18 protein-coding genes are annotated in these 19,831 nt (G+C 71.5%); 7 read left to right on the top strand and 11 right to left on the bottom strand.

Annotation, left to right across the window (positions count from 1 at the left end):
- The first annotated feature begins 110 nt into the window (after positions 1–110).
- From HG543_RS36465 to HG543_RS36435, 7 genes are all read left to right on the top strand, one after another.
- The gene (locus HG543_RS36465; protein WP_169349531.1) at positions 111–1,772 is read left to right on the top strand and encodes a PKD domain-containing protein; all 1,662 of its coding nucleotides are present in this window, start codon (positions 111–113) and stop codon (positions 1,770–1,772) included.
- A 348-nt stretch (positions 1,773–2,120) separates the two neighbouring features.
- A complete protein-coding gene (gene ligA, locus HG543_RS36460; RefSeq protein ID WP_169349530.1) occupies positions 2,121–4,145 on the top strand; it encodes an NAD-dependent DNA ligase LigA in 2,025 nt (674 codons plus the stop codon).
- A gap of 12 nt (positions 4,146–4,157) precedes the next feature.
- On the top strand, positions 4,158–4,445 hold the full coding sequence (locus HG543_RS36455) for an acylphosphatase (RefSeq protein WP_169349529.1): 288 nt from the start codon (positions 4,158–4,160) through the stop codon (positions 4,443–4,445).
- Positions 4,442–4,885, top strand: coding sequence for a DUF3052 family protein (locus HG543_RS36450; RefSeq protein WP_169349528.1), 444 nt, complete (start codon positions 4,442–4,444; stop codon positions 4,883–4,885). The genes HG543_RS36455 and HG543_RS36450 overlap by 4 nt, the downstream gene beginning before the upstream one ends.
- 550 nt (positions 4,886–5,435) lie before the next feature.
- The gene (locus HG543_RS36445) at positions 5,436–8,216 is read left to right on the top strand and encodes an Rne/Rng family ribonuclease (protein WP_169349527.1); all 2,781 of its coding nucleotides are present in this window, start codon (positions 5,436–5,438) and stop codon (positions 8,214–8,216) included.
- 656 nt (positions 8,217–8,872) lie between these two features.
- Positions 8,873–10,255 (top strand): YhjD/YihY/BrkB family envelope integrity protein, encoded by a 1,383-nt coding sequence (locus tag HG543_RS36440; protein WP_169349533.1) that lies wholly within the window; start codon positions 8,873–8,875, stop codon positions 10,253–10,255.
- 125 nt (positions 10,256–10,380) lie between these two features.
- The gene (locus tag HG543_RS36435; protein ID WP_169349526.1) at positions 10,381–10,731 is read left to right on the top strand and encodes an HU family DNA-binding protein; all 351 of its coding nucleotides are present in this window, start codon (positions 10,381–10,383) and stop codon (positions 10,729–10,731) included.
- A 12-nt stretch (positions 10,732–10,743) separates the two neighbouring features.
- Here the strand turns inward: HG543_RS36435 and HG543_RS36430 are convergent, their stop codons facing one another.
- The 11 genes from HG543_RS36430 to HG543_RS36380 all read right to left on the bottom strand — a co-directional run.
- Positions 10,744–12,822: a flagellar biosynthesis protein FlhA gene (locus HG543_RS36430; RefSeq protein ID WP_169349525.1), complete on the bottom strand. Its 2,079-nt coding sequence runs from the start codon at positions 12,820–12,822 to the stop codon at positions 10,744–10,746.
- On the bottom strand, positions 12,819–13,868 hold the full coding sequence (locus tag HG543_RS36425; RefSeq protein WP_169349524.1) for an EscU/YscU/HrcU family type III secretion system export apparatus switch protein: 1,050 nt from the start codon (positions 13,866–13,868) through the stop codon (positions 12,819–12,821). Before HG543_RS36425 ends, HG543_RS36430 begins: the two co-directional genes overlap by 4 nt.
- Positions 13,865–14,659 carry an EscT/YscT/HrcT family type III secretion system export apparatus protein gene (locus HG543_RS36420; RefSeq protein ID WP_169349523.1) on the bottom strand — a complete coding sequence of 265 codons (795 nt, stop codon included), beginning with the start codon at positions 14,657–14,659 and terminating at the stop codon, positions 13,865–13,867. The genes HG543_RS36425 and HG543_RS36420 overlap by 4 nt, the downstream gene beginning before the upstream one ends.
- Positions 14,656–14,925, bottom strand: coding sequence for a flagellar biosynthetic protein FliQ (locus HG543_RS36415; RefSeq protein ID WP_169349522.1), 270 nt, complete (start codon positions 14,923–14,925; stop codon positions 14,656–14,658). The genes HG543_RS36420 and HG543_RS36415 overlap by 4 nt, the downstream gene beginning before the upstream one ends.
- A gap of 4 nt (positions 14,926–14,929) precedes the next feature.
- Complete coding sequence (gene sctR, locus HG543_RS36410; RefSeq protein WP_169349521.1) at positions 14,930–15,661, bottom strand: type III secretion system export apparatus subunit SctR; 732 nt, start codon at positions 15,659–15,661, stop codon at positions 14,930–14,932.
- The gene (locus HG543_RS36405; RefSeq protein ID WP_169349520.1) at positions 15,658–16,083 is read right to left on the bottom strand and encodes a flagellar biosynthetic protein FliO; all 426 of its coding nucleotides are present in this window, start codon (positions 16,081–16,083) and stop codon (positions 15,658–15,660) included. The genes sctR and HG543_RS36405 overlap by 4 nt, the downstream gene beginning before the upstream one ends.
- Before the next feature lie 8 nt (positions 16,084–16,091).
- Positions 16,092–17,237: a type III secretion system cytoplasmic ring protein SctQ gene (gene sctQ, locus HG543_RS36400; RefSeq protein WP_169349519.1), complete on the bottom strand. Its 1,146-nt coding sequence runs from the start codon at positions 17,235–17,237 to the stop codon at positions 16,092–16,094.
- A 433-nt stretch (positions 17,238–17,670) separates the two neighbouring features.
- Positions 17,671–18,147 (bottom strand): hypothetical protein, encoded by a 477-nt coding sequence (locus HG543_RS36395; protein WP_343073524.1) that lies wholly within the window; start codon positions 18,145–18,147, stop codon positions 17,671–17,673.
- Between the two features lie 19 nt (positions 18,148–18,166).
- Positions 18,167–18,970 (bottom strand): flagellar M-ring protein FliF, encoded by an 804-nt coding sequence (locus HG543_RS36390; protein ID WP_169349518.1) that lies wholly within the window; start codon positions 18,968–18,970, stop codon positions 18,167–18,169.
- Between the two features lie 12 nt (positions 18,971–18,982).
- Positions 18,983–19,468, bottom strand: a complete 486-nt coding sequence (locus HG543_RS36385) for an ATP-dependent helicase HrpB (RefSeq protein WP_169349517.1) — start codon at positions 19,466–19,468, stop codon at positions 18,983–18,985.
- A 15-nt stretch (positions 19,469–19,483) separates the two neighbouring features.
- On the bottom strand, positions 19,484–19,831 hold a 348-nt coding region (locus HG543_RS36380; RefSeq protein ID WP_169349516.1), incomplete at its 5' end, for a hypothetical protein.

The raw sequence follows: 19,831 nt of genomic DNA, 5'->3' as shown, positions 1-19,831 counted from the left end.
GCCCTTCCCTCCCCTGGCGCGAGTTCCTGACGTCTGCTCTGCTCTTGCAACTCAAAGCCAGACAGGGGGGGCCACAGCGAATGCCCGATGCTCATGTGAAGCGCTCTGGTGTGAATGCGCGGACGACCTTGCTCTTCATGGTGGCGGTCGCCGGCACCGCGTGGAGCTGCGGCCCGAATGACATGGAGGCACCGAAGTCCGCTCCCGCGAAGGAGTCCCCCCCTCGCGAATCGCGGTTGGAAGGCGCCGAGCCCGGCTCCAACCTCCCTCCGGTGGCCAATGCCGGAGGCCCGTACTACGTCGAGGAGGCGTCCTCCATCCTCCTGGACGGCAGCGGCTCCTCGGACCCGGAGGGCGGCCCGCTGACGTATGCGTGGGACCTGGATGGGGATGGCGACTTCGACGACGCCCAGGAGCCCTCCCCCTCCTACTTCGGCACCGACGGCTGGATTGAGTACACGGTGGGGCTGCGCGTCTGTGACGACGCGGGCGCCTGCGACAGCCAGACGACGTCACTGATGGTGGGCAACGCGCCGCCGACCGCCCTCACCCTCGGCCCGAGCGTCCAGACCCTCTCTCCCTACGGGACCGCGACGCTGACCGCCACCTTCACCGACCCGGTGGGCGCCTCGGATGGCCCCTTCTTTGGTTACTGGATCATCGGGGACAACAGCTACGGGCCGTTGCCCATCATGTCGCCGTACGGCACTCCGCTGGTCGAGTCCTTCTCATTCAGGCGGACGGGCACGTACCCGGTGACCCTGATGATCATCGACAAGGATGGAGGCATGAGTGAGGGCATCTCCACGGCCACCATCATCGTGCGCACTCCGGCGCCGGTGGTCGACACCGGGGGCCCCTATGTCACCCTGGAGGGGGCCTCGGCCGTCCTGGATGGGAGCGGCACCCATGCCCCGGACGGCGCCTGGGTCCTCATGTTCTGGGACCTCGACAACGACGGCAACCACGAGTTCCATGGCCCGATCGCGCCCTTCCCTGGCGTCGACGGCCCGAACACTCACATCGTGGGGCTGAAGGCGTGCAGTTACGACGACACCTGGGTATGCATGTTCCCCGAGACCGCCACGACGACGGTCCAGGTGCTGAACGCGCCGCCGGTGACCCACGCGGGCGAGGACCAGAGCGTGTCCCGAGGTGACGTGGTGACGCTCACCGGCACGTGGAGCGACCCGGCCGGCGCGGCGGACAACCCGTACACCGTCGCGTGGGACCTGGATGGCGATGGCACCTTCGACGTGAGCGGCACCGCCAACCACGGCGACTCCGACGTGCGGACGAAGGTGTTCTCCGAGGCGGGCACGTACACGCTGCGCTTCCAGGTGACGGACAAGGACGGCGACTCTCACGTGGACACCCTGGTCGTCACCGTGGCGAACCGTCCGCCGGACTGCGCCGCGGCGGCGCCGAGCGTGAGCCGCCTGTGGCCACCCAACCACCAGCTGCGGGACGTGTCCATCCTGGGCGTCACGGACGCCGACGGAGACGCGCTCGCCGTCACCTTCACCTCCATCCGTCAGGATGAGCCGGTGAACGGTGCCGCCGACGGCGCGGGAGTGGGGACGCCCACGGCGAAGGTGCGCGCCGAGCGCTCCGGCCCGGGCAACGGGCGCGTGTACCACCTGGGCTTCTCCGCCTCGGACAGGCACGGAGGCACCTGCACGGGCACCGTCACCGTGGGCGTGCCGCACGACCAGGGCCGCGGGGCCACACCCGTCGATGACGGCCCGCTGTATGACTCCACGCGGCCGTAGCCGCTGACCCTGTCGTGTCACCGGGAGCCCGACGGGAGTCCACCCGCCGGGCTCCCGCTTCGTGTCCGGCGATGGCTCCCGCGCGGGGCTTTTCATCACGTCCATCGCGCTCCGTCCGGCCCGGCCCGCACGCCGGGCATGTAGGCGCTCCTCCCTCACGGTTCGGGATGGCGCCCCCTACCCTGGAGGTCACCTCACAGGGTGTGCCGTGGGGCCTTCTGGCCCCCTGTCCCACGGCCGTGTCAGGTAGGCCCTCTACACTCCGCGCGTAGGTGGCACGGCATCGCTTCCGCCGCATGGCGGAGGCTCGCGCCACCGTGGCGTGTTTTGGAGTAAGGACGGCACACCGTGGACGACTTCCAGAAAGCCGAAGCCCGAGCCCGCGAGCTCCGCCGAGAGCTGGCGCACCACAACTACCGCTACTACGTGCTCGACTCTCCGGAGATCAGCGACGCGCAATACGACAAGCTGATGCGCGAGCTGCAGGCGCTGGAGGAGAAGCACCCCAGCCTGGCCACGCCGGACTCGCCCACCCAGCGCGTGGGCGGCGCGGCGGTGGACGAATTCGGAGAGGTGGTGCACCGCGTGCCCATGCTCTCGCTCGCCAACATCTTCGACGACGAAGGGCTGGTGGAGTTCGACGAGCGCATCCGCAAGCTGCTGGGCATCCCGAACGTCACCTACGTGTGCGAGCCGAAGCTGGACGGCCTGGCCATCTCGCTGCGCTACGAGAAGGGCGTCTTCGTGCAGGGCGCCACGCGCGGCGACGGCACCACCGGCGAGGACGTCACCGCCAACCTGCGCACCATCCGCAGCCTGCCCATGGAATTGCTCCCGCAGGACGGCGTGAAGGTGCCCGGGCTGCTGGAGGTGCGCGGCGAGGTCTTCATCCGCAAGGTGGACTTCCAGAAGCTCAACGAGAAGCGCGAGGAGGAGGGCGAGCCACTCTTCGCCAACCCGCGCAACGCCGCCGCGGGCAGCCTGCGCCAGCTGGACCCCAAGATGACGGCCTCGCGGCCGCTGTCCATCTACCTGTACGAGTGCGTCCCCGGCGACGGCGTGCCCGACTTCAAGTCGCACATCGAGAAGCTGGAGTACCTCAAGACGCTCGGCCTGCCCATCAACCGCTACGTCCGCGCCGAGGGCATCGACGGCGTGCGCAAGGCGCATGACGACTCCCTCAAGGGCCGCCACGAGCTGCCCTTCGAGGTGGACGGCATGGTGGTGAAGGTGGACGACGAGGACCAGCGCCGGCGGCTGGGCCAGGTGTCCAAGAGCCCGCGCTGGGCGGTGGCCTACAAGTTCCCGCCCGAGGAGGAGTCCACGCTGGTGGAAGACATCGGCATCCAGGTGGGCCGCACCGGCGCGCTGACGCCGGTGGCGCACCTCAAGCCGGTGAAGGTGGGCGGCGTCACCGTGGCGCGCGCCACGCTGCACAACGAGGACGAGCTGCGCCGCAAGGACGTGCGCCGCGGAGACACCGTCTTCGTGCGCCGCGCCGGTGACGTGATTCCGGAAATCGTCTCCGTCGTGCCGTCCAAGCGCCCGGCGGACTCGAAGCCCTTCGAGTTCCCCAAGCACTGCCCGGTGTGCGGCGCGGTGGCGGTGAAGGACGAGGACGGCGCCATCATCCGCTGCACGGGCGCGTCCTGCCCCGCGCAGCTGGTGGAGAAGATCCGCCACTTCGCCAGCCGCATCGCCATGGACATCGAGGGCCTGGGCGACAAGCTGGCCGCCCAGCTGGTGGCCACCGGCAGCGTGAAGACGTTCGCGGACCTGTACGCGCTCACCCGGGAGAAGCTGCTGACGCTGGAGCGCATGGGGGACAAGAGCGCCGACAACCTGCTGGCGTCCATCGAGGGCTCCAAGCAGACGACCCAGCGGCGCTTCCTCTACGCGCTGGGCATCCGCCACGTGGGTGACGCCACCGCCAAGGCGCTGGCCGAGGCCTTTCCGGACGTGAAGCAGCTGTTCACCGCGAGCCTGGAGGACATCACCCGCGTGAAGGACGTGGGCCCCGTCATGGCCCAGGTCATCTACTCCTTCTTCCAGGAGCCGCAGAACCGCGAGGCGGTGCAGGCCCTCCTCGAGGCCGGCGTCAAGCCCGAGCCCCCGCAGGTGGCCACGGGTGGGCCCTTCGTGGGCAAGACGGTGGTGCTCACCGGGGCCATGACGGGCATGACGCGGGAGCAGGCGAAGGAGGAGGTCGAGCGGCGCGGCGGCAAGGTGGCTGGAAGTGTCTCGCGCAAGACCGATTTCCTCGTTGCCGGCGACGATGCCGGTAGCAAGCTGAAGAAGGCACAGGAACTCGGGGTAAGAATCCTGGACGAGCAGGCGTTCCTGCAGCTGTTGCAGGGCAACGCCAGAGGGTGAGGCTTCGGGGCCATGAGCGGCACGCGGCGGGCCACGCTGCGCATCGAGGGCAAGGTGCAGGGCGTCTTCTTCCGGGAGAGCGCCCGCGCCGAGGCCTCGCGCCTGGGCCTCACCGGGTGGGTGCGCAACCGCGCCGACGGCAGCGTGGAGGCCGTGGTGGAGGGCGCCCCCCCCCTGCTCGAGGAGTTCATCCGCTGGTGTCACCGCGGCCCGACCCAGGCTAGGGTAGCGGGCGTTGAGCGCACGGACGGCGAAGCCACCGGCGAGTTCAGTCAATTCATCGTGGAGCGCACCTCATGACGCCCTACGCGCTGGCATCCCTGCCGGCCATGCTGGGCATCCGGGCCGGGTCCAAGGTCTCCGTCATCAATCCGCCGCGGGGCTTCGTGCAGAAGCTCAACCCGCTGCCGGATGGGGTGGAGTTCCTCATCACCGCGCAGACGGGCCTGGATGTCATCCTCTTCTTCACCTCGGACGCCCAGGAGCTGGTGCAGCGGCTGCCCGCCCTGGCCCGCGCCATGGCCGTCACCGGCGGCATCTGGGTGTGCTGGCCCGGCGGCGAGGGCGTCAAGACGAGCCTGTCCGAGGACTTCGTGCGCCACGCGGCGCTCGACATCGGGCTGGTGGACAACAAAATCTGCCTGATTGACGCCACGTGGACGGGCCTGCGGCTCGTGCGGCGGCCTCGCGGGCGGCTGGACAAGCCAGAGGGCCGTAAACAGGCTCCGGCCCAGGCCTGAGGCCCGGCCGGCCGAGCGTCCGCATTCTGGCAGCCAGTGGATGGATGCGGTTTCTCGGCTTTACACGGCAGGCGGGGGCGTGAAAAACTCCCCGTGTTTCTGGACGGTTGTGTGACGCTCCGCGTTGTCGGAGGTCGACGTCCGGTAGGGATTTTGACGGGTTGCGTTCCCGGTCTCCTCCGGGCGCGCCGGCTGCACCGAGGCTCCAGTCGCCCCCCCAAGGTGGCCCCAGAGGGCACCGACCGGGTGCGGATAGAAGAGCGGGCGGCACGCGCGTGGTGGAGGGACTCGAACGCGGTTGAAGACAAGGCTCCGCCCGGCACGGTGCCGGTCGCAATGCGGGGCGACATGAACTTGGAGGAGCAGGCGGTGGTCCCCTCGGTCCTCGATAGCGCGACACGTGCCGCACCCGGAAGGTCCGGGCAGGTGCGCTTCGCGGAAGGTCCGCCGGCGGCCGCCTCTCCCTTCGCAGCGTGCTCGGAGGCGCGGCGTCTTGCCGCCTCCCGTCCGGTGAGGTCCGCCCTACCGCGCGCGCGTGCAGGATTCACCCATGAGCAGCATCCTGGTCATCAACGCCGCGGGTCGGGAGACCCGCGTCGCGCTCGTCGAGGGCGGACACATCGCGGAGTTCTACCTCGAGCGTAAGAAGGACAAGGGCGTCGTCGGCAACATCTACAAGGGGCGGGTCGTCCGGGTGCTTCCGGGCATGCAGGCCGCCTTCGTGGACATCGGCCTGGAGAAGGCCGCCTTCCTCTACGTCAGCGACGTCGTCTATGACCCGGACTTCGCGCGCGCCCAGTTCGAACTGACCGAGGGCGAGCACGAGGACGCCCCGGACGTCCCCAGCGAGCTGGAGGCGGATGCGGCCGAGGCCGCCGCCCACACCGGCACCCCGGGCGCCGAGGCCGAGGCGGAGGAGCTGGCCGGCGAGGCCGCCGCGCACGCCACCGAGTCCCTGCCGCGCGACACCATCATGGAGCTGGCCGCCAACGCGCCGGCCGTGCCCATCCCCGAGGCCGCCCCGGCGCCCGTCGAGGCCGCGCCGGCCGAGGTGTCCGCCACCGCCTCCACCGAGGCTCCGGCCGCCGACGCGGGGCTCCCCGTCGAGGCGACCATCGTCGAGGTGACGGAGGTGATGGAGGTCACCGAGGCGACGCCCGTGCCGGTGGGCGACAGCGCCCCGGCCGCCGCGGCCCCGGGTGAGACCACCGAGGCCCTGGTGCCCCCCAGCGAGACGGCCGACGCCGCGCTGGCCCTGGCGATGCTGCCGCCGGAGCCTCCTCCGCACGCGGCCACCGCCCTGGGCGAAATCATCCCCGCGCCCGGCGCCGAGTCCGCGCCCGCCCCGGCCGCGCGCCCCGCCGAGGTCTCCGGCGAGCGCCGCACGCCGCGCGAGGCCCGGGAGGCGCGCGAGCCCCGCGCCCGCGAGGGGCGTGAGAAGGACCGCGAGAAGGACAAGGGCCGGCGCCCGCAGGAGGAGAAGCGCCGCGAGAAGCGCGACGACGAGAAGGAGAAGGTCAAGCAGCGCCGGACGGACAAGATTGAAGACCTGCTGAAGGTGGGCCAGGAAGTCGTCGTCCAGATTTCCAAGGACCCCATCGGCACCAAGGGCGCGCGGCTCACCTCGCACATCTCCATCCCCGGCCGTCACCTGGTGTTCATGCCCACGGTGGACCACGTGGGCATCAGCCGCCGCATCTCCAACGAGAAGGAGCGCCGCCGGCTGCGCGAAATCGTGGACAAGATGCGCCCGCCCGGGACGGGCTTCATCGTCCGCACCGTCGCGGAGAACGTGCCGCAGGAGAAGCTGGAGAGCGACATCCGGTTCCTCATCGAGGTGTGGAACCAGGTGGTGCGCCGCAACGAGAAGCGCGGCGGCCCGGGCCTCCTGCACCCCGACCTGGACCTCATCCTGCGCGCCACGCGTGACTTGTTCGCGCACGACGTGGAGAAGCTCGTCGTCGATGACCGCGAGGAGTACGAGCGCATCCTCGGCTTCGTCACCGCGCAGGACCCCGCGCTGCGAGACAGGGTGGCGCTGCACGAGGGCGACGACACCGTCTTCGACGCGTACGGCATCGAGCAGGAGCTGCAGCGCGCCACCCAGCGCAAGGTGTGGCTGAAGAGCGGCGGCTACCTCATCATCGACCAGGCCGAGGCGCTCACCGCCATCGACGTCAACTCGGGCCGCTACGTCGGCAAGAAGAGCCTCGAGGAGACGATTACGAAGATCAACGTCGAGGCGGCCAAGGAGATTGTCTACCAGCTCCGGCTGCGCAACATCGGCGGCATCATCATCTGCGACTTCATCGACATGGAGAAGGCGCAGAACCGGGACAAGGTCTTCAAGGCGCTGCAGGAGGCGCTGGGCCGCGACAAGGCGAAGACGAACGTGCTGCGCATCTCCGAGCTGGGCCTCGTGGAGATGACGCGCAAGCGCGTGCGCGAGTCCATTGGCCGCGTGCTGCACGAGGACTGCCCGTACTGCGACGGCAACGGCTTCGTGAAGACGGCCACCACGGTGGCGTACGAAATCTTCCGGGAAATCCGCCGCGAGGCGCCGGGCTACAAGGACTCCACGCTGGTCATCAACTGCAACGCGGAGGTGGCGCGCCTGCTCCAGGGCGAGGAGCGCAACGAGCTGCGGCACCTGATGGACCGGTACAACAAGTCCATCCAGGTCAAGGCGCAGCAGAACTACCACCGCGAGCAGTACGACATCTACGGCCGCTCGGCCACGGGCCCTGAGCACAAGGTGGCCTCGTCGCCGGGCTCCGGTGATGGCGAGCTGGCGATGCAGCAGCGCAAGCCGGACAGCAACGGCGGCGGCTACGGGCGCCAGGACCAGGGCCGACGGGGCGGAAGGGACAGGGACCGCGGCGAGCGGGGTGAGCGCGGCGAGCGCGGCGGAGACAGGCGCGACGACCGGCGTGATGGCCGGCGTCCGGACCGCGGCGGCGACCGTCCTCGCGGAGACCGGGGTGGCGAGCGCGGCGGTGGTGAGCAGCGCGGCGAACGTGGCGAGCGTGGCGGTGGTGAGCAGCGCGGCGAACGCGGCGGTGGTGAGCAGCGCGGCGAACGCGGCGGTGGTGAGCAGCGCGAGCGCGGCGAGCGTGGGGACCGCGGCGGCGAGCGCGGGAACCGCGGCGAGCGCGGGGAGCGCCGGGGTGGTGAGTCGCGGGGTGAGCGCGGCGACCGGGGCGAGCGCGGTGGCGGCGGCGGCGGTGAGCAGGGCTCGGCCGGTGGCGAGGGCGGCGGCGGTTCGACGCCTCCGGCTCCGCCCGCTTCGTCCGGCGGTGGCTCGGAACCCTCGGGCGGCGGCACGACCTGAGGTCCTCGGCGTAGCAGGCTCTGCCCGGACCTGGAGCCTCCTCTCCGAGGGGGCTCCTCGGGCGACCGGGTGCCTCTCGAGTCCGCGCCGTCACCTCCGGTGAGGGCGCCTCGGGAGACCGGGCGCTCCTCGCATCCGTGCCGTGAACGCTTCCGGCACGGACGCTCTGGACGGAGCGACGCCTCCCAGAGAGGCAGCTTCGGAAGCCTCGGGCTTGCCGCGCCTTCCCGTGCGGACGCTCCGGACGGAGCAACGCCTCCCAGGGAGGCAGCTTCGGAAGCGCCCCGGTGCCTCTCGCCCCGCGCGGTGAAGGAAGCAGGCGCGGGACAGCGGCACTGCTCGAATCCGTACCGTGAGCCCTTTCGGCACGGACTCTCGGTAGGGAGCGTTTCCTTCGGTCCTGCCCGGTCGTCAGGGGGATGTCGGATGAAGCACCCTCGTCCCCCACTCGCCCCTGGGGCGGACTGGCCCCGGGGGCCCCGGATTCGGTAGCCTTGAGGTCCCTGCCGCGGAGCGTCGTCGGCTCCCGGGCCCGGCAGGCCCCCTCGGATGATTTCCTCCTTTTCCCCCAGCGGTCAGCCCCTTACGAGGCTCCGAGTCATCCGCCTCGGGGGGATGTCCGGCCTCCCGGTCCGGCCAACCTGGAGGGAAGCGTGATGCGAAGTCCGCGGCTGTGGCTTGTGGCCACTCGCGACAAGCTGGTGGCCTGGGGGCTCCGGATGTGGGCGCCCGTGCAGGACACGCAGATTGGCCGCTTCGCGACGGACACGTTCATGGCCGCGAGCACGGTGGCCCAGGGCTTCCGGGGGGAGAACCTCCGGCTGCGGGCGGCGGCGCTCACCTACATGAGCATGTTCTCGCTGGTGCCGCTGCTGACGGTGGGCCTGGTGCTGCTGAGCGCCTTCCACCAGGAGCAGTTCAAGGAGCGGCTGCGCTTCGTCGTCGGCGAGCTGCTGGACCCCGGCGTGGTGGGGAAGACCTCCGCCTTCCTCGACAAGTTCCTGCAGCCGAGCAACTCCATCGCCATCGGCAGCGTGGGCTTCCTGGCGGTGATGCTGTCTGCGGGCTCGCTGCTGCGGCAGCTCGACGGCGCGGTGAACGAGCTGTGGGGCATCCGGCGCCAGCGGCCCTGGGGCATCCGCTTGCTCATCTACGGCGGGCTGCTGCTGTTGGGCCCCTTCTTCCTCGCGGCCTCCTTCTCGGGGACGGGCAAGGTCCGGGCCTTCCTGCAGAGCCACGCGCCGCACGCGGGGGCCTTCATCTTCGTCGGCACCGCGCTCATCGCCGTGGCCAGCCTCACCCTGCTCTACTTCTGGACGCCCTACTCCCACGTGCGCGTGCGCTCGGCCCTGGCCGGCGGGCTGGTGGCGGGCCTGGGGTGGATGGTGGCCAAGCAGGTCTACGCCGAGTTCGCCGTCCGCAGCTTCCGCCACAACCCCATCTACGCCTCGCTCGGCGCGCTGCCCCTGTTCCTCGCGTGGGTGTACGTGAGCTGGCTGCTGCTGCTCTTCGGCGCCCGGCTGTCCTACGCGGTGGAGCATGTCGCGTTCCGGGACTCGCTCTTCGCCTTCGGCACCCACCCTCGTGCACACGAGCTGGTGGCCGCTCGAATCGCCCAGGAGGCCACCCTGGCGTGGGTGGATGGGACGCAGCCCCCCACGCCTCGCGAGCTGGCGACCCGGCTCCGGGTCCCCGAGTCGCTCGTCCACGAGGTCGTCGACCGCATGGTGGAGGCCGAGCTCCTGGAGCGCCTGCGCCGGGGAGGCGTCCGCCCCGCGAAGGACCCGGCCCTCCTGTCCCTGGCGGACACGACGCTCGCGGTGCACGGGGTGATGATCAGCGGTGACGCGGAGACCTCGCGGCCCCCCCGCGCGCCGGGCTTCGAGCAGATGGAGCCCCTGTTCCAGGCGGCTGATTGCGCCAGCATCGACCTGCTGCGGCGCACCCGGTGGCTGGACCTGGTGGTGCCGCTGCGCCCGGGACTGGCCGAGGCGCCTCCCGCCACGCCCCCCCGGGTCGCGGCCGGCGGAAATCCGTAAAGGTTCTGGGTGGTTGGGAGTCCACCCTGCTTGCATGGGAGAGGCGTTCTGTTATGTTTTCAGGATTCGACCACGGGCCAGAGTGCCCTGTTTCCAAGGGGTCACCGGGTTTGCGGGAGCGTCCGATGCTCAAGTCCGATCTGATCAACATCCTCGTCGCCAAGCGGGGCGTGACGCAGAAGCAGGCTGAGGCCACCATCGAGACGATTTTCGAGTCGATGAAGGACGCCCTCTGCCGCGGGGAGAACATCGAGATTCGAGGCCTGGGCGCCTTTCATGTGAAGAACTACCAGGGCTACCAGGGCCGCAACCCGAAGACGGGCCAGGTCATCCCGGTGAAGCCCAAGCGCGGCCTGCTGTTCCGGACGGGCAAGGAGCTGAGGGACCGCGTCAATCGCCCGCCGCCGCAGCAGGCCCAGACGGACCTGCCTTCCGTCTCCGAGAGCAAGAGCCCGGGCACCGGCACGGGCCTCTGAGCCGGCCCCGCCTCAGCGCCCCACCGGCACCGGCGACAGCCGGCCGATGGGGCGAATCTGCAGGGCTCCATCCAGCTCGCCGTAGGTGAGCACCGCCACATCCGGGAACGCGCCCTCGCAGAGCCTGCGCAGCGGCCTCCGGACGTCCGGTGCGGTGAGCAGCACCGCCTGACCGCCGGTGGCCACCTGCCGCACCCCCTCCAGGATTTCCGCCACCCGCTCCGGGTCCGGCGCGGGCCCCCGGGGCCCCGTCGCCCGCAGCACCTCCTCCACCTCCGGGTCCACGAGGTAGGCGTAGAGCGGCCCGGTGGGGGCGAACTTGTGGCTGAGGTACCGGCGCAGGGCCTGACGGCAGCGCTCGGCGAGCGCGGCCGCGTCCCCTTCCGTGGTGGGCGACACGAGCGCCTCCAGGATGGCGCGCAAATCCCGGATGCTGACGCCCTCCTGGAGCAGCTTGCGAAGCACGTCCGTCAGCAGCGGCAACGGCACCTTCTGCAGCGCCTCCTTCACCAGGACGGGGGCCTGCGCCTCCAGTCCCTCCAGCAGCCTCTGGACGTCCTGGAGCCCCAGCAGGTCCGCGGCGCGGGTGCGCAGCACGGCCCTCAGGTGGTCCGCCACGAGCCCTCCCGGCCGCCGCAGGGCGACCTGGGCCGTCTCCAGCAGGGCCCGCCCCGACTCCGGGATTCGGCTGATGGGCCTGCCGGTGGCGGGCTCCACCGCGGGCTCGGCCTTCACCTGGAGGAAGGCGAGCTCGTCCGGGGGCACCAGCGCGTAGAGCGCCCCCGGTACCACCTGCCCGCCTCCCGCGGGCACCTCGTCCACCAGGATGCGGTACTCCCCCTGAGCCAGGTACGCGGCCTGGGTCCGCACGCGAATGCCCGGGACGCGCACCCCCAGCTCGAAGAACAGCTCGTCCCGCACGGCATTCAGCGTCTTGTGGACGAAGGCTCCCCCCTCCTCCTCCGCCAGCGAGGTGAGGTCCGGCGCCAGGTCCAGCGTCAGCGGCGAGACGCCCACGGGGGCCGCGGCACTCTCCGGCGGTGCTCCCGCCGCCCCCGCCTTGGCGCCTTCCGCGGACGCCGCCTTCCCCGCCCCCTGTTCATCAGCCGTGTTCGTGGGGCCCGGCTGGCGCAGCGCATAGCCGAGCCCACCCAATCCGCCGGCGAGCACCAGGAACGTCAGGTGCGGCATGCCCGGCATGAGGGCCAGCGCCCCACAGAGTCCCGCCACCACCCAGAGCGTCCGGGCCTCTCCGAAGAACTGCGAGCCAATCTCCGAGCCGAGCGAGTCCTCCTCCTTCTCCGAGGCCACCCGCGTGACGACGAGGCCCGCCGCCACCGCGATGCAGAGCGAGGGCACCTGGGACACCAGCCCGTCGCCAATGGCGATGAGCGCGAAGGTGGACGCGGCCTCCGCCAGGGACATGCCCCCCTGCAGCACGCCGATGAGCGTGCCGCCCAGCAGGTTCACCGCGACGATGACCAGGCCGGCGACCACGTCTCCCTTCACGAACTTCATCGCGCCGTCCATGGCGCCGAACATCTGCGACTCACGCTCCAGGTCGCGCCGCCGACGACGGGCCTGGGCCTGGTCGATGGCCCCGGCGCGCAGGTCCGCGTCGATGGACATCTGCTTGCCCGGCATCGCATCCAGCGTGAAGCGGGCGGATACCTCCGCGACGCGCTCGGCCCCCTTGGCCACGACCAGCAGCTGCACCAGCGTCAGGATGGCGAACACCACGGCGCCGACCACGTAGTCGCCGCGCACCACGAACTCGCCAAAGGCCTGGATGACCTCCCCCGCATGACCCTCCGCGAGCGCCAGTCGCGTGGACGACACGTTGAGCGACAGCCGGAACAGCGTGGTGAACAGCAACAACGTGGGAAACGCCGTCACCTTCAGCGCATCCCGCGCGCGGAGCGCCGCCACGAGCAGCGCCACCGCCACCGCCAGGTTCAGCGCGAGCCCCGCGTCCAGCAGCCACGCCGGCAGGGGAATGATGAGCGCCCCCAGGACGGCCGCCATCGCCACCGCGAGCACCACGTCCGAGGACTTCCGGGCCTTCAGCAACACCTTCGAGAGCGGGTTCATGATGTCTGTCTCCGTGGATGGCCGTCCACGCTCCGCGACTCCATCGCCGTGCGCAGGACGACGGCGGCCGCCTGATACAGTTCCTCGGGGATGGGCTCTCCGAGGTCGTAGTGGATGAGTCCGCGGGCCAGCGGGACATCCCGGACCACCGGAATTCCAAGCCGCCGTGCTTCTTCCCGGAGCGAGAGCGCCTCCGCCTCGCGTGCCTTGGCCACGAGGTAGGGTGCCTCGCACTCCTGGACGTCGTAGCGGAGCGCGACCGCGATATGCGTGGGGTTGACGACCACGGCGGTGGCCTTCTGCACCCCACGTGCCGGCCCGCCTTGCGCGAGCTGGCGATGCAGGGCCTTCCGCTGCCCCTTGTGGCGCGGGTCTCCCTCACTCTCCTTGTGCTCGCGCTTCACCTCCTCGCGAGTCATCATCAGGTCCTTGAGGTGACGCCTCCGCGCGAGCGTGTAGTCCCCCACGCCCAGCACCAGCACCCCCCAGGCCAGTCGCGTGGCGAGTCCCTCCAGCCGTCCCATCAACAGGCTCAGCCCTTGCGCGCCCTCCATCCACGCGGCACGCAGCGCGTCCGGCCCGACCTCCTCCACCTCGCTCCAGACGAGCGCCGCCACCACCCCCACCACCAGCAACGCCTTCCCCTGTTCCACCAGGGGACGCAGGCTGAACAACCGCTTCAGGCCCGCCGCGGGACTGATGCGCTCCAGCTTCGGCGCCGCATGGCTGGCATCCAGCTCGAAGCCCACGGTGGCGACGGACACCCCCAGTGACGCCACGAGCGCGCCGCCCAGCGCCGGCGCGCAGAGGCACACCGCAATCCAGAGCCCCTCCCGCAGGGCCCCCGTGGCCTCGTGCCCGAGGAACAGCCGCGCCGTCCAGGACTGGAGCCGAGCGATGCCCTCCGGGACGAACGCGGTGAAGCCGAGCAGTCCCCCCACGGTCACCACACTGGACGACAGCAGCCGGCTGCGCGGAATCTGTCCCTTGCGCCGCGCCTCGCGAAGCCGCTTCGCGGTGGGCTGCTCGGTCTTCTCGCCGCTCATCGCGCCACCTCGCCCAGCATCGCCAGCGCGCCGTCGGTGGCGAACACGCCCGCCAGCAGCCGCTCGCAGAGCACTCCGGTGCCGAGCCACAGCAGCGCGCCACCGCCGAGAATCCGCAGCGGGGCTCCCAGCTCCTGCAGGTTCATCTGCGGTGCCGCTCGCGAGGCCAGCCCCAGGAAGCAGTCCACCGCCAGCGCCGCGGCGGCCACGGGGGCGCCCACCGCCAGGCCCGTGGCCAGGGCGCCTCCCGCCAGGAGGACGACATGGAGCGTGGCCGCCTCCGTGGGGACGAAGGCGCCCGGCCGCACCACCATGAAGCCGCGCAGCAGGCCGGAGAGCACCCGCGGGAACAACCCGCCCGACACGACCAACGCGACGAGCAGGTGATAGAGCCCGTCTCCCGTGGCCGACTCACGGCTCCCCGCCACGGGCAGACTCGCCTCCGCCGACGTGCCCCGGAACAGGTCGATGAAGCGCCCTCCCATCCGCGCCGCGTCGAAGGGCAGCGCCGCGACGAGCCCCACCGACATCCCATAGACCAGCTCGCGGATGACCAGCGCCGCCAGCTCCAGCGAGGACTCCACCGGCGCCGCCAGCTCCACGCCCGCCTCCACCCGAAGGAAGAGCGCCAGGGCGAGCACCAGCGCCAACCGCACCGGCGTGGGCGTGGCCTGCCCCCCCAGCAGCGGGCACAGAAAAGCGATGGGCACCAGCCGCGCCGCGCATAGCGCCACCACGACGATGTCCGGTCTCAACGCGTCGAGCATGGCGCGAAGCGGTTCCAGGCTCATGCCGCCACCTCGGCGATGAGCAGCAGCAGCTGGTGCGTGAAGCGCGTGAGCTGAGCGGAAATCCAGGGTCCCGCGAGCACGAGCGCGAGGACGGTGGCGCACAGCTTGGGCACCACCGAGAGCGTGCTCTCCTGGAGCTGCGTGGTGGCCTGGAAGAGGCTGGTCAGGAAGCCCACCAGCAGGCTCGCGCCAATGGGTGGCAGCGAGGCGAGCACCATCAACAGCAGCGCCTCGCGCCCCAGAGAGAGCAGCACGTCCTGGGTCATGACGTCACCGGTAGCCGAGGATGAGGCCACGCGCGAGCAGCGCCCAGCCGTCCACGGCGACGAAGAGGAGAAGCTTGAAGGGCAGGCTCACCTGGCTGGGTGACAACGTCTGCATCCCCAGCGCGAGCAGCACGTTCGCGATGACCATGTCCAGCACGAGGAACGGCAGGAAGACGAGGAAGCCAATCTGGAAGGCCTCCTTCAGCTCGGTGATGACGAAGGCGGGGATGACGACGAAGAGGTCCGTCTCCCGCACCGCGTCCGCCTCCTCGGGAGGCCGCAGCTCGCGCGCCAGGTCCACGAAGCGTGCCCGCTCCTCCGGGCTGCCGTGCTTCACCAGGAAGGCACGCAGCGGCTCCGACACCCGAGACGCGGCGGAGAGCATCTGCGCCCCCGAGCCCGTCTCCAGCTCCTGGTACGCCACCTGCCCCGCGTCGTACATGCGCTCCATGACCGGAGCCATGATGTGGCCCGTGAGCACCGCCGCCAGTCCCGTCAGCACCAGCGTGGGCGGCGCCTGCTGCGTCCCCATGGCCGAGCGCGCCAGTGACAGCACCACGGCGATCTTCGAGAAGCTCGTCAGCATCAGCACCGCGAACGGCAGCAGCGACATCAGCGCGAGCATCCCCATCATCGACAGCGGGCTGCCCGCGTAGGACATCCGGGAAAGGGCCCCCTCCGCCGCGGAGGCCATGGCCGGGGTGAGCACCCCCACTCCCAACAGCACGCGCCTCATCGCCCCACCCCCTTCGACCTTCCCAGGACGCGCCGCTTCGGCATCGGCCGTCGCGCCTGGGCCAGCGCCCGCGCGAACAGGGGCTCCTCTTCCTGTGTCTCGCGGATCTCCGCGAACGAGTCGCCGAAGGCCACCAGGAAGCTGCGCCCATCCACCTCCACCAGCGCCAGCCCACAGCGCGGGGACAGCCCCGCTCGAGAGACGACCTGCATCCGCTCGACGGAAGGAGCACCCGGCCCCGCTGCGCCGCGCCGCCGGAGCCACCAGCCCAGGCCGCCCAGTGCCACCGCGCCCAGCACCCACCGCGCGGCGGACGTCGTCGAGAAGCCCCCGAGCGGCCCGAGCGCGGCCAGTCCGAGGACGAGGGCTCCCGCCACCAGCAGTCGCGAGCGCGGGGAAAGTGACGAGAGAAGCTTGTTCATCGCGGGGCTCACGGCAGCAGGGCCAGGACACGGGCGCCGACCTCGCCCTCGATTTCCACCAACTCGGCCCGCGCCACCGCGCGGTCTCCCACGCGCAGCAGCACCGGCTCGTTGGCGCTGATGTGCAGCGGCAGCAGCGAGCCCGGCTTCAGCGCCGCCAGCTCCGACAGCGGCAGCATCACCCGCGTCAGCTCGATTTCCACGTCCACCGGCAGCGGGGGCATCCCCTCGCTCTTCTCGTTCACTGCCACCATATCCGACTCCAGGGAAGTCGCGCGCCCCTGCGCGCGGGTCAGCGAAAAGCCCTCGGCGAGGAAGTCCCCCGCCAGTGCGAAGCCACGGGTGACGAGCCGCCCACGTCCCAGGAGGCGTCCGCCGTCGCGGCGCAGTCCCTCGAAGAGGACGACGTCTCCCACCACGAGCGCCTCCAGCGCCGTGGCCGGCAGCGGCGTCTGGCCGATGAGGCACCGCGTCTCCAGCGCCGCCGCGAGCACCTCCGGCGCGATATCCGGCGCGCGCTCCACGGGCAGCGCCTGGAACACCGTCTGGAGCACCGGCGCCGGCAGCAACAGCCGCGCGCCCGCGCTCACCGGCCCCACCGTCAGCGACAGCTCCACCGCCACCAGCGACTGCCGGCCATCCAGCCGCGCCGTCACCTCCGCCCTGCGCATCGTCACTCCCGACAGCCGGGGGGCCAGCCACGGGTACAGCCCTCCCCGCGCCCGCACCGCCGAGAGCGCCAGCAGCAGCAGGTAGGCCAGCGTGGCCTCCTCCAGGCGTGCCAGCTCCGTCACCACACCCGGCCGCTGCCCCGCCCCGGCGATGCGCTCCAGCGCGGCGAAGGCCAGGGCCGGCTCCAGCTCCAGCACCCCCATGCCTCCCACCGCCGACAGCTCCAGCAGGGCGAACACCGCCGGCTGCGCCAGCCCCGTCACCGGCGCCACGGCGGCCTCCAGGAGCCGTGCCTCCGCCTTCACCGGACAGCCCAGCTCGCGGGACAGCACCTCCACCACCGCGTCCAGGGCCTCCCGTCCGAGGACCGCGGCCCGGGGCCTTTCCGCGAGTGTCAGGTGCGCCCGGGTCAGCCGGCGCAAGCCCAGCGCGCGCAACGGGCGGACCTTCCGGGTCAGAGCCTGCTCGGCATCGACCTTCATCGAGGATTCCCTCGCCGTGTTCGAGGCCCCTCCCCTGCGTGCACGGCGTTCGTCGGGCGTCTGGCCCTCGACGGCGCGTGCCTGGGCGGAGGGCGGCTCAGCACCGGGCTCCATTGACTCCTTCGCGCGCGGCGCTCTCGGGCCCTTGATGATGCGGGTCTCCAAGGAGGGCGGCTCAGCGCCGTTCGGGACTTCCTCCACCCGTGCGCGGCGCCCCTCGCGCGGAGGGCCCTTGATGATGCGCGTTGGGGTGGAAGACTGCTCTGCGTCGACCTTCATCGAGGACTCCATTGCCGCGTTCGGGACACACGCCCACCGTGCACGGCAGCCGCCAGGCGCCGGGCCCGTGAAGACGCGGGGTTGAAGAGATGGGGCATCCGGATGCGGGATGCCGGGTACACGGGCCGGGACGGCGTCCCGGCCACACGGAGACTCAGCGCGTGGCCTCGCGGATGAGTCGCTCGGCCAGGGCCCCCAGCGCGGGAGGGGCGTCTGCGTCGGCGGGCTCCACCTCCCGCCCTGGGAACAGCGTCCGGTGGTAGGGCGGCAGCCGACGGAAGATTTCCCCGCGCAGCGGCTCCGGCGCCTCGCCCATCAACGCCTTCAACCTCGCGGCGGCATCGGCGCGCTCTCCAAACTCCACCGCGACCTTCGCCTGCCGCCGCGCCGAGGGCAGCGCCGCGATGCACGCCAGGAGTTCCTTCGCACGCGCCTCCTCACTCGCTCCCAGCCCACTCAGCAAGTCCGCCGCCCGCTCCCGTCCGAGCACCCACGCCACCAGCACGTAGCGCTCCAGCGGCAGCGCCAGTGGCGGAGGCGGTCCGACAGGTGCCTTCTCCTCCGAGGCTGGCGCTGACGAGGGCTTCCTTTCCGGGCGGGCCACCCGGCCCACACGTGTCGCCTGCATCATGACGTCCTCCCCCTACCGCTCACGCCACCTTGCGCGCGGCACCGGGTGTCACGACCGGCCTCGCGGGCACCGGAGCCGCGGGCGGCACCGTGGCGCGCTCCCGGTAATGGCGCATCCGCAGCGTCACCCATACCAGCGCCACCGCCAGCCCCGTCACCACCACACCGAGCACGGCGAGCAACGCGCGCAGCCTCGTCAGCGGCGACACTCCCGCCCCCGCGGGCACCTCCACCCGCGAGGAGACCTCGTCCACCAGCAGCGACACCGCCTCCGGCGACAGCCCCTCCACGCCGCCCGCGATGAGCGCCTTCAGCGTCTCCCCGGACTGCCGCACCCGCGCCGCGCTTCCCGGCGCCACGCGCAGCATGGCCGAGGCCTTCGACGGCGCGGGCACCTGGCCGGGCCTCGGTGGCGCGGGCACCACGAGATGCACTCGCGCCAGCAGCACGCCCTCCACCGTCTGCAGCGTCTTCTCCATCCCCCGCTCCAGCACGCGCACGCGGCAGACGGACTCCTCCACCGGCGTGCGCACCAGCCCGCCACTGCCGAAGACGTCGCAGCCCACCTCGGCCGCGGGCCTCGGCAGTCCCAGCTCGGCCAGGATTCGCACCGCGTCCGTGGCCTGCGCGTCCGTCACGTCGATGGACCACGTGGGCTTCTTGCCGGCCTCCGGCACCTTGCGGGCATCGAGCCCCCGTTCGAGGAGCACCGCCTGGAGCTCGTTGGCCTGCCGCTCGTCGAGGCCGTGCTGGATGCGCTCCCGGCACGCCGGAGCGCACAGGAGCAGGAGGAAGATGAGACAGCGTCGGGGAGAGAAACGCATGATGGGTGCTCCTCAAACCTGGGTCTGGAGAACCTGCTTGACGCCGCCGGTCGCCTTCTCGACGACCTTGCCGGCGAGGTCGAGCTCCTGGCTCGCGCGGTAGACGTGGGCCTGCAGCGCCAGCAGCTCCGCGGGGGTGAAGGTCCGGCCGGACTCGGCCAGCTTCAGGATGTGGTCCAGCCGCTTCTGCGCCTGCCCCACCCGGTCCAACACCTGCGCCGCCTGCTGCTCGCGCGCCGCCTGCACCGAGTCCACCCGCCCTCCGGGCTTCACCTCCGCGCAGCCCGGCGCCGCGCGGCCCACCGCCTCCGCCCGCCCCACGCCCCGCGGCGCTTCCGTTGGCGCGGGCCGCGACGGCCCCTCCGTGGCGACCGGCGGCCCGGCTCCACGGGCAGGCCCTCGCGCCTCTTCCAGCACCTTGCCGAACCGCTCCCGTCCGGGCTCCACCGCGGGCGACACACCCGCTCCACCCACCGGGCCCACCTTGTCCATGGCCATGGCTCGCGTGGCTCCTCAGCGGATGTTGTTGATGGCCGCCTTCGCGGAGTCGTGGCGGACCTTCATGATGTTGGAGATGGCGTTGTGCTCACGGCTCTCCCGCTGCATCTCGTTCTGGAGCTGCAGGTAGGCCATGTTGAACTTCTGCCCCTCCGCGGTGACCGCCCGCTGCGCCTCCAGCAGGTCCCACGCATCCCCGCTCCCCGTCGCACCGCTCGCCGTGCTCGTGCCAGCGCTCGCCGTGCCCGCCCCCGCGCTCCCGGACATGGGCATCGCCTTCGAGACGCCGCCGGTGGGGGCCACGGTCGACACCACGGCCTTCGCGCTGGACACGGCCGCGCTGAGCAGCGGCCCCGCGGGAAT

Origin of the sequence: Pyxidicoccus fallax (genome assembly GCF_012933655.1) — a bacterium.
In the GTDB taxonomy this organism is placed as follows: domain Bacteria; phylum Myxococcota; class Myxococcia; order Myxococcales; family Myxococcaceae; genus Myxococcus; species Myxococcus fallax.
The sequence above is the reverse complement of the archived record's forward strand: the minus strand, read 5'-3'. Positions and strand labels throughout refer to the sequence as shown.

Bases quoted from the DNA above. Each gene is read 5' to 3' on its own strand.
- HG543_RS36455 (WP_169349529.1), top strand. From the start codon at position 4,158: ATGAGCGGCACGCGGCGGGCCACGCTGCGCATCGAGGGCAAGGTGCAG.
- HG543_RS36450 (WP_169349528.1), top strand. From the start codon at position 4,442: ATGACGCCCTACGCGCTGGCATCCCTGCCGGCCATGCTGGGCATCCGG.
- HG543_RS36445 (WP_169349527.1), top strand. From the start codon at position 5,436: ATGAGCAGCATCCTGGTCATCAACGCCGCGGGTCGGGAGACCCGCGTC.
- HG543_RS36440 (WP_169349533.1), top strand. From the start codon at position 8,873: ATGCGAAGTCCGCGGCTGTGGCTTGTGGCCACTCGCGACAAGCTGGTG.
- HG543_RS36435 (WP_169349526.1), top strand. From the start codon at position 10,381: ATGCTCAAGTCCGATCTGATCAACATCCTCGTCGCCAAGCGGGGCGTG.
- HG543_RS36430 (WP_169349525.1), bottom strand. From the start codon at position 12,822: ATGAACCCGCTCTCGAAGGTGTTGCTGAAGGCCCGGAAGTCCTCGGAC.
- HG543_RS36425 (WP_169349524.1), bottom strand. From the start codon at position 13,868: ATGAGCGGCGAGAAGACCGAGCAGCCCACCGCGAAGCGGCTTCGCGAG.
- HG543_RS36420 (WP_169349523.1), bottom strand. From the start codon at position 14,659: ATGAGCCTGGAACCGCTTCGCGCCATGCTCGACGCGTTGAGACCGGAC.
- HG543_RS36415 (WP_169349522.1), bottom strand. From the start codon at position 14,925: ATGACCCAGGACGTGCTGCTCTCTCTGGGGCGCGAGGCGCTGCTGTTG.
- sctR (WP_169349521.1), bottom strand. From the start codon at position 15,661: ATGAGGCGCGTGCTGTTGGGAGTGGGGGTGCTCACCCCGGCCATGGCC.
- HG543_RS36405 (WP_169349520.1), bottom strand. From the start codon at position 16,083: ATGAACAAGCTTCTCTCGTCACTTTCCCCGCGCTCGCGACTGCTGGTG.
- sctQ (WP_169349519.1), bottom strand. From the start codon at position 17,237: ATGAAGGTCGATGCCGAGCAGGCTCTGACCCGGAAGGTCCGCCCGTTG.
- HG543_RS36395 (WP_343073524.1), bottom strand. From the start codon at position 18,147: ATGATGCAGGCGACACGTGTGGGCCGGGTGGCCCGCCCGGAAAGGAAG.
- HG543_RS36390 (WP_169349518.1), bottom strand. From the start codon at position 18,970: ATGCGTTTCTCTCCCCGACGCTGTCTCATCTTCCTCCTGCTCCTGTGC.
- HG543_RS36385 (WP_169349517.1), bottom strand. From the start codon at position 19,468: ATGGCCATGGACAAGGTGGGCCCGGTGGGTGGAGCGGGTGTGTCGCCC.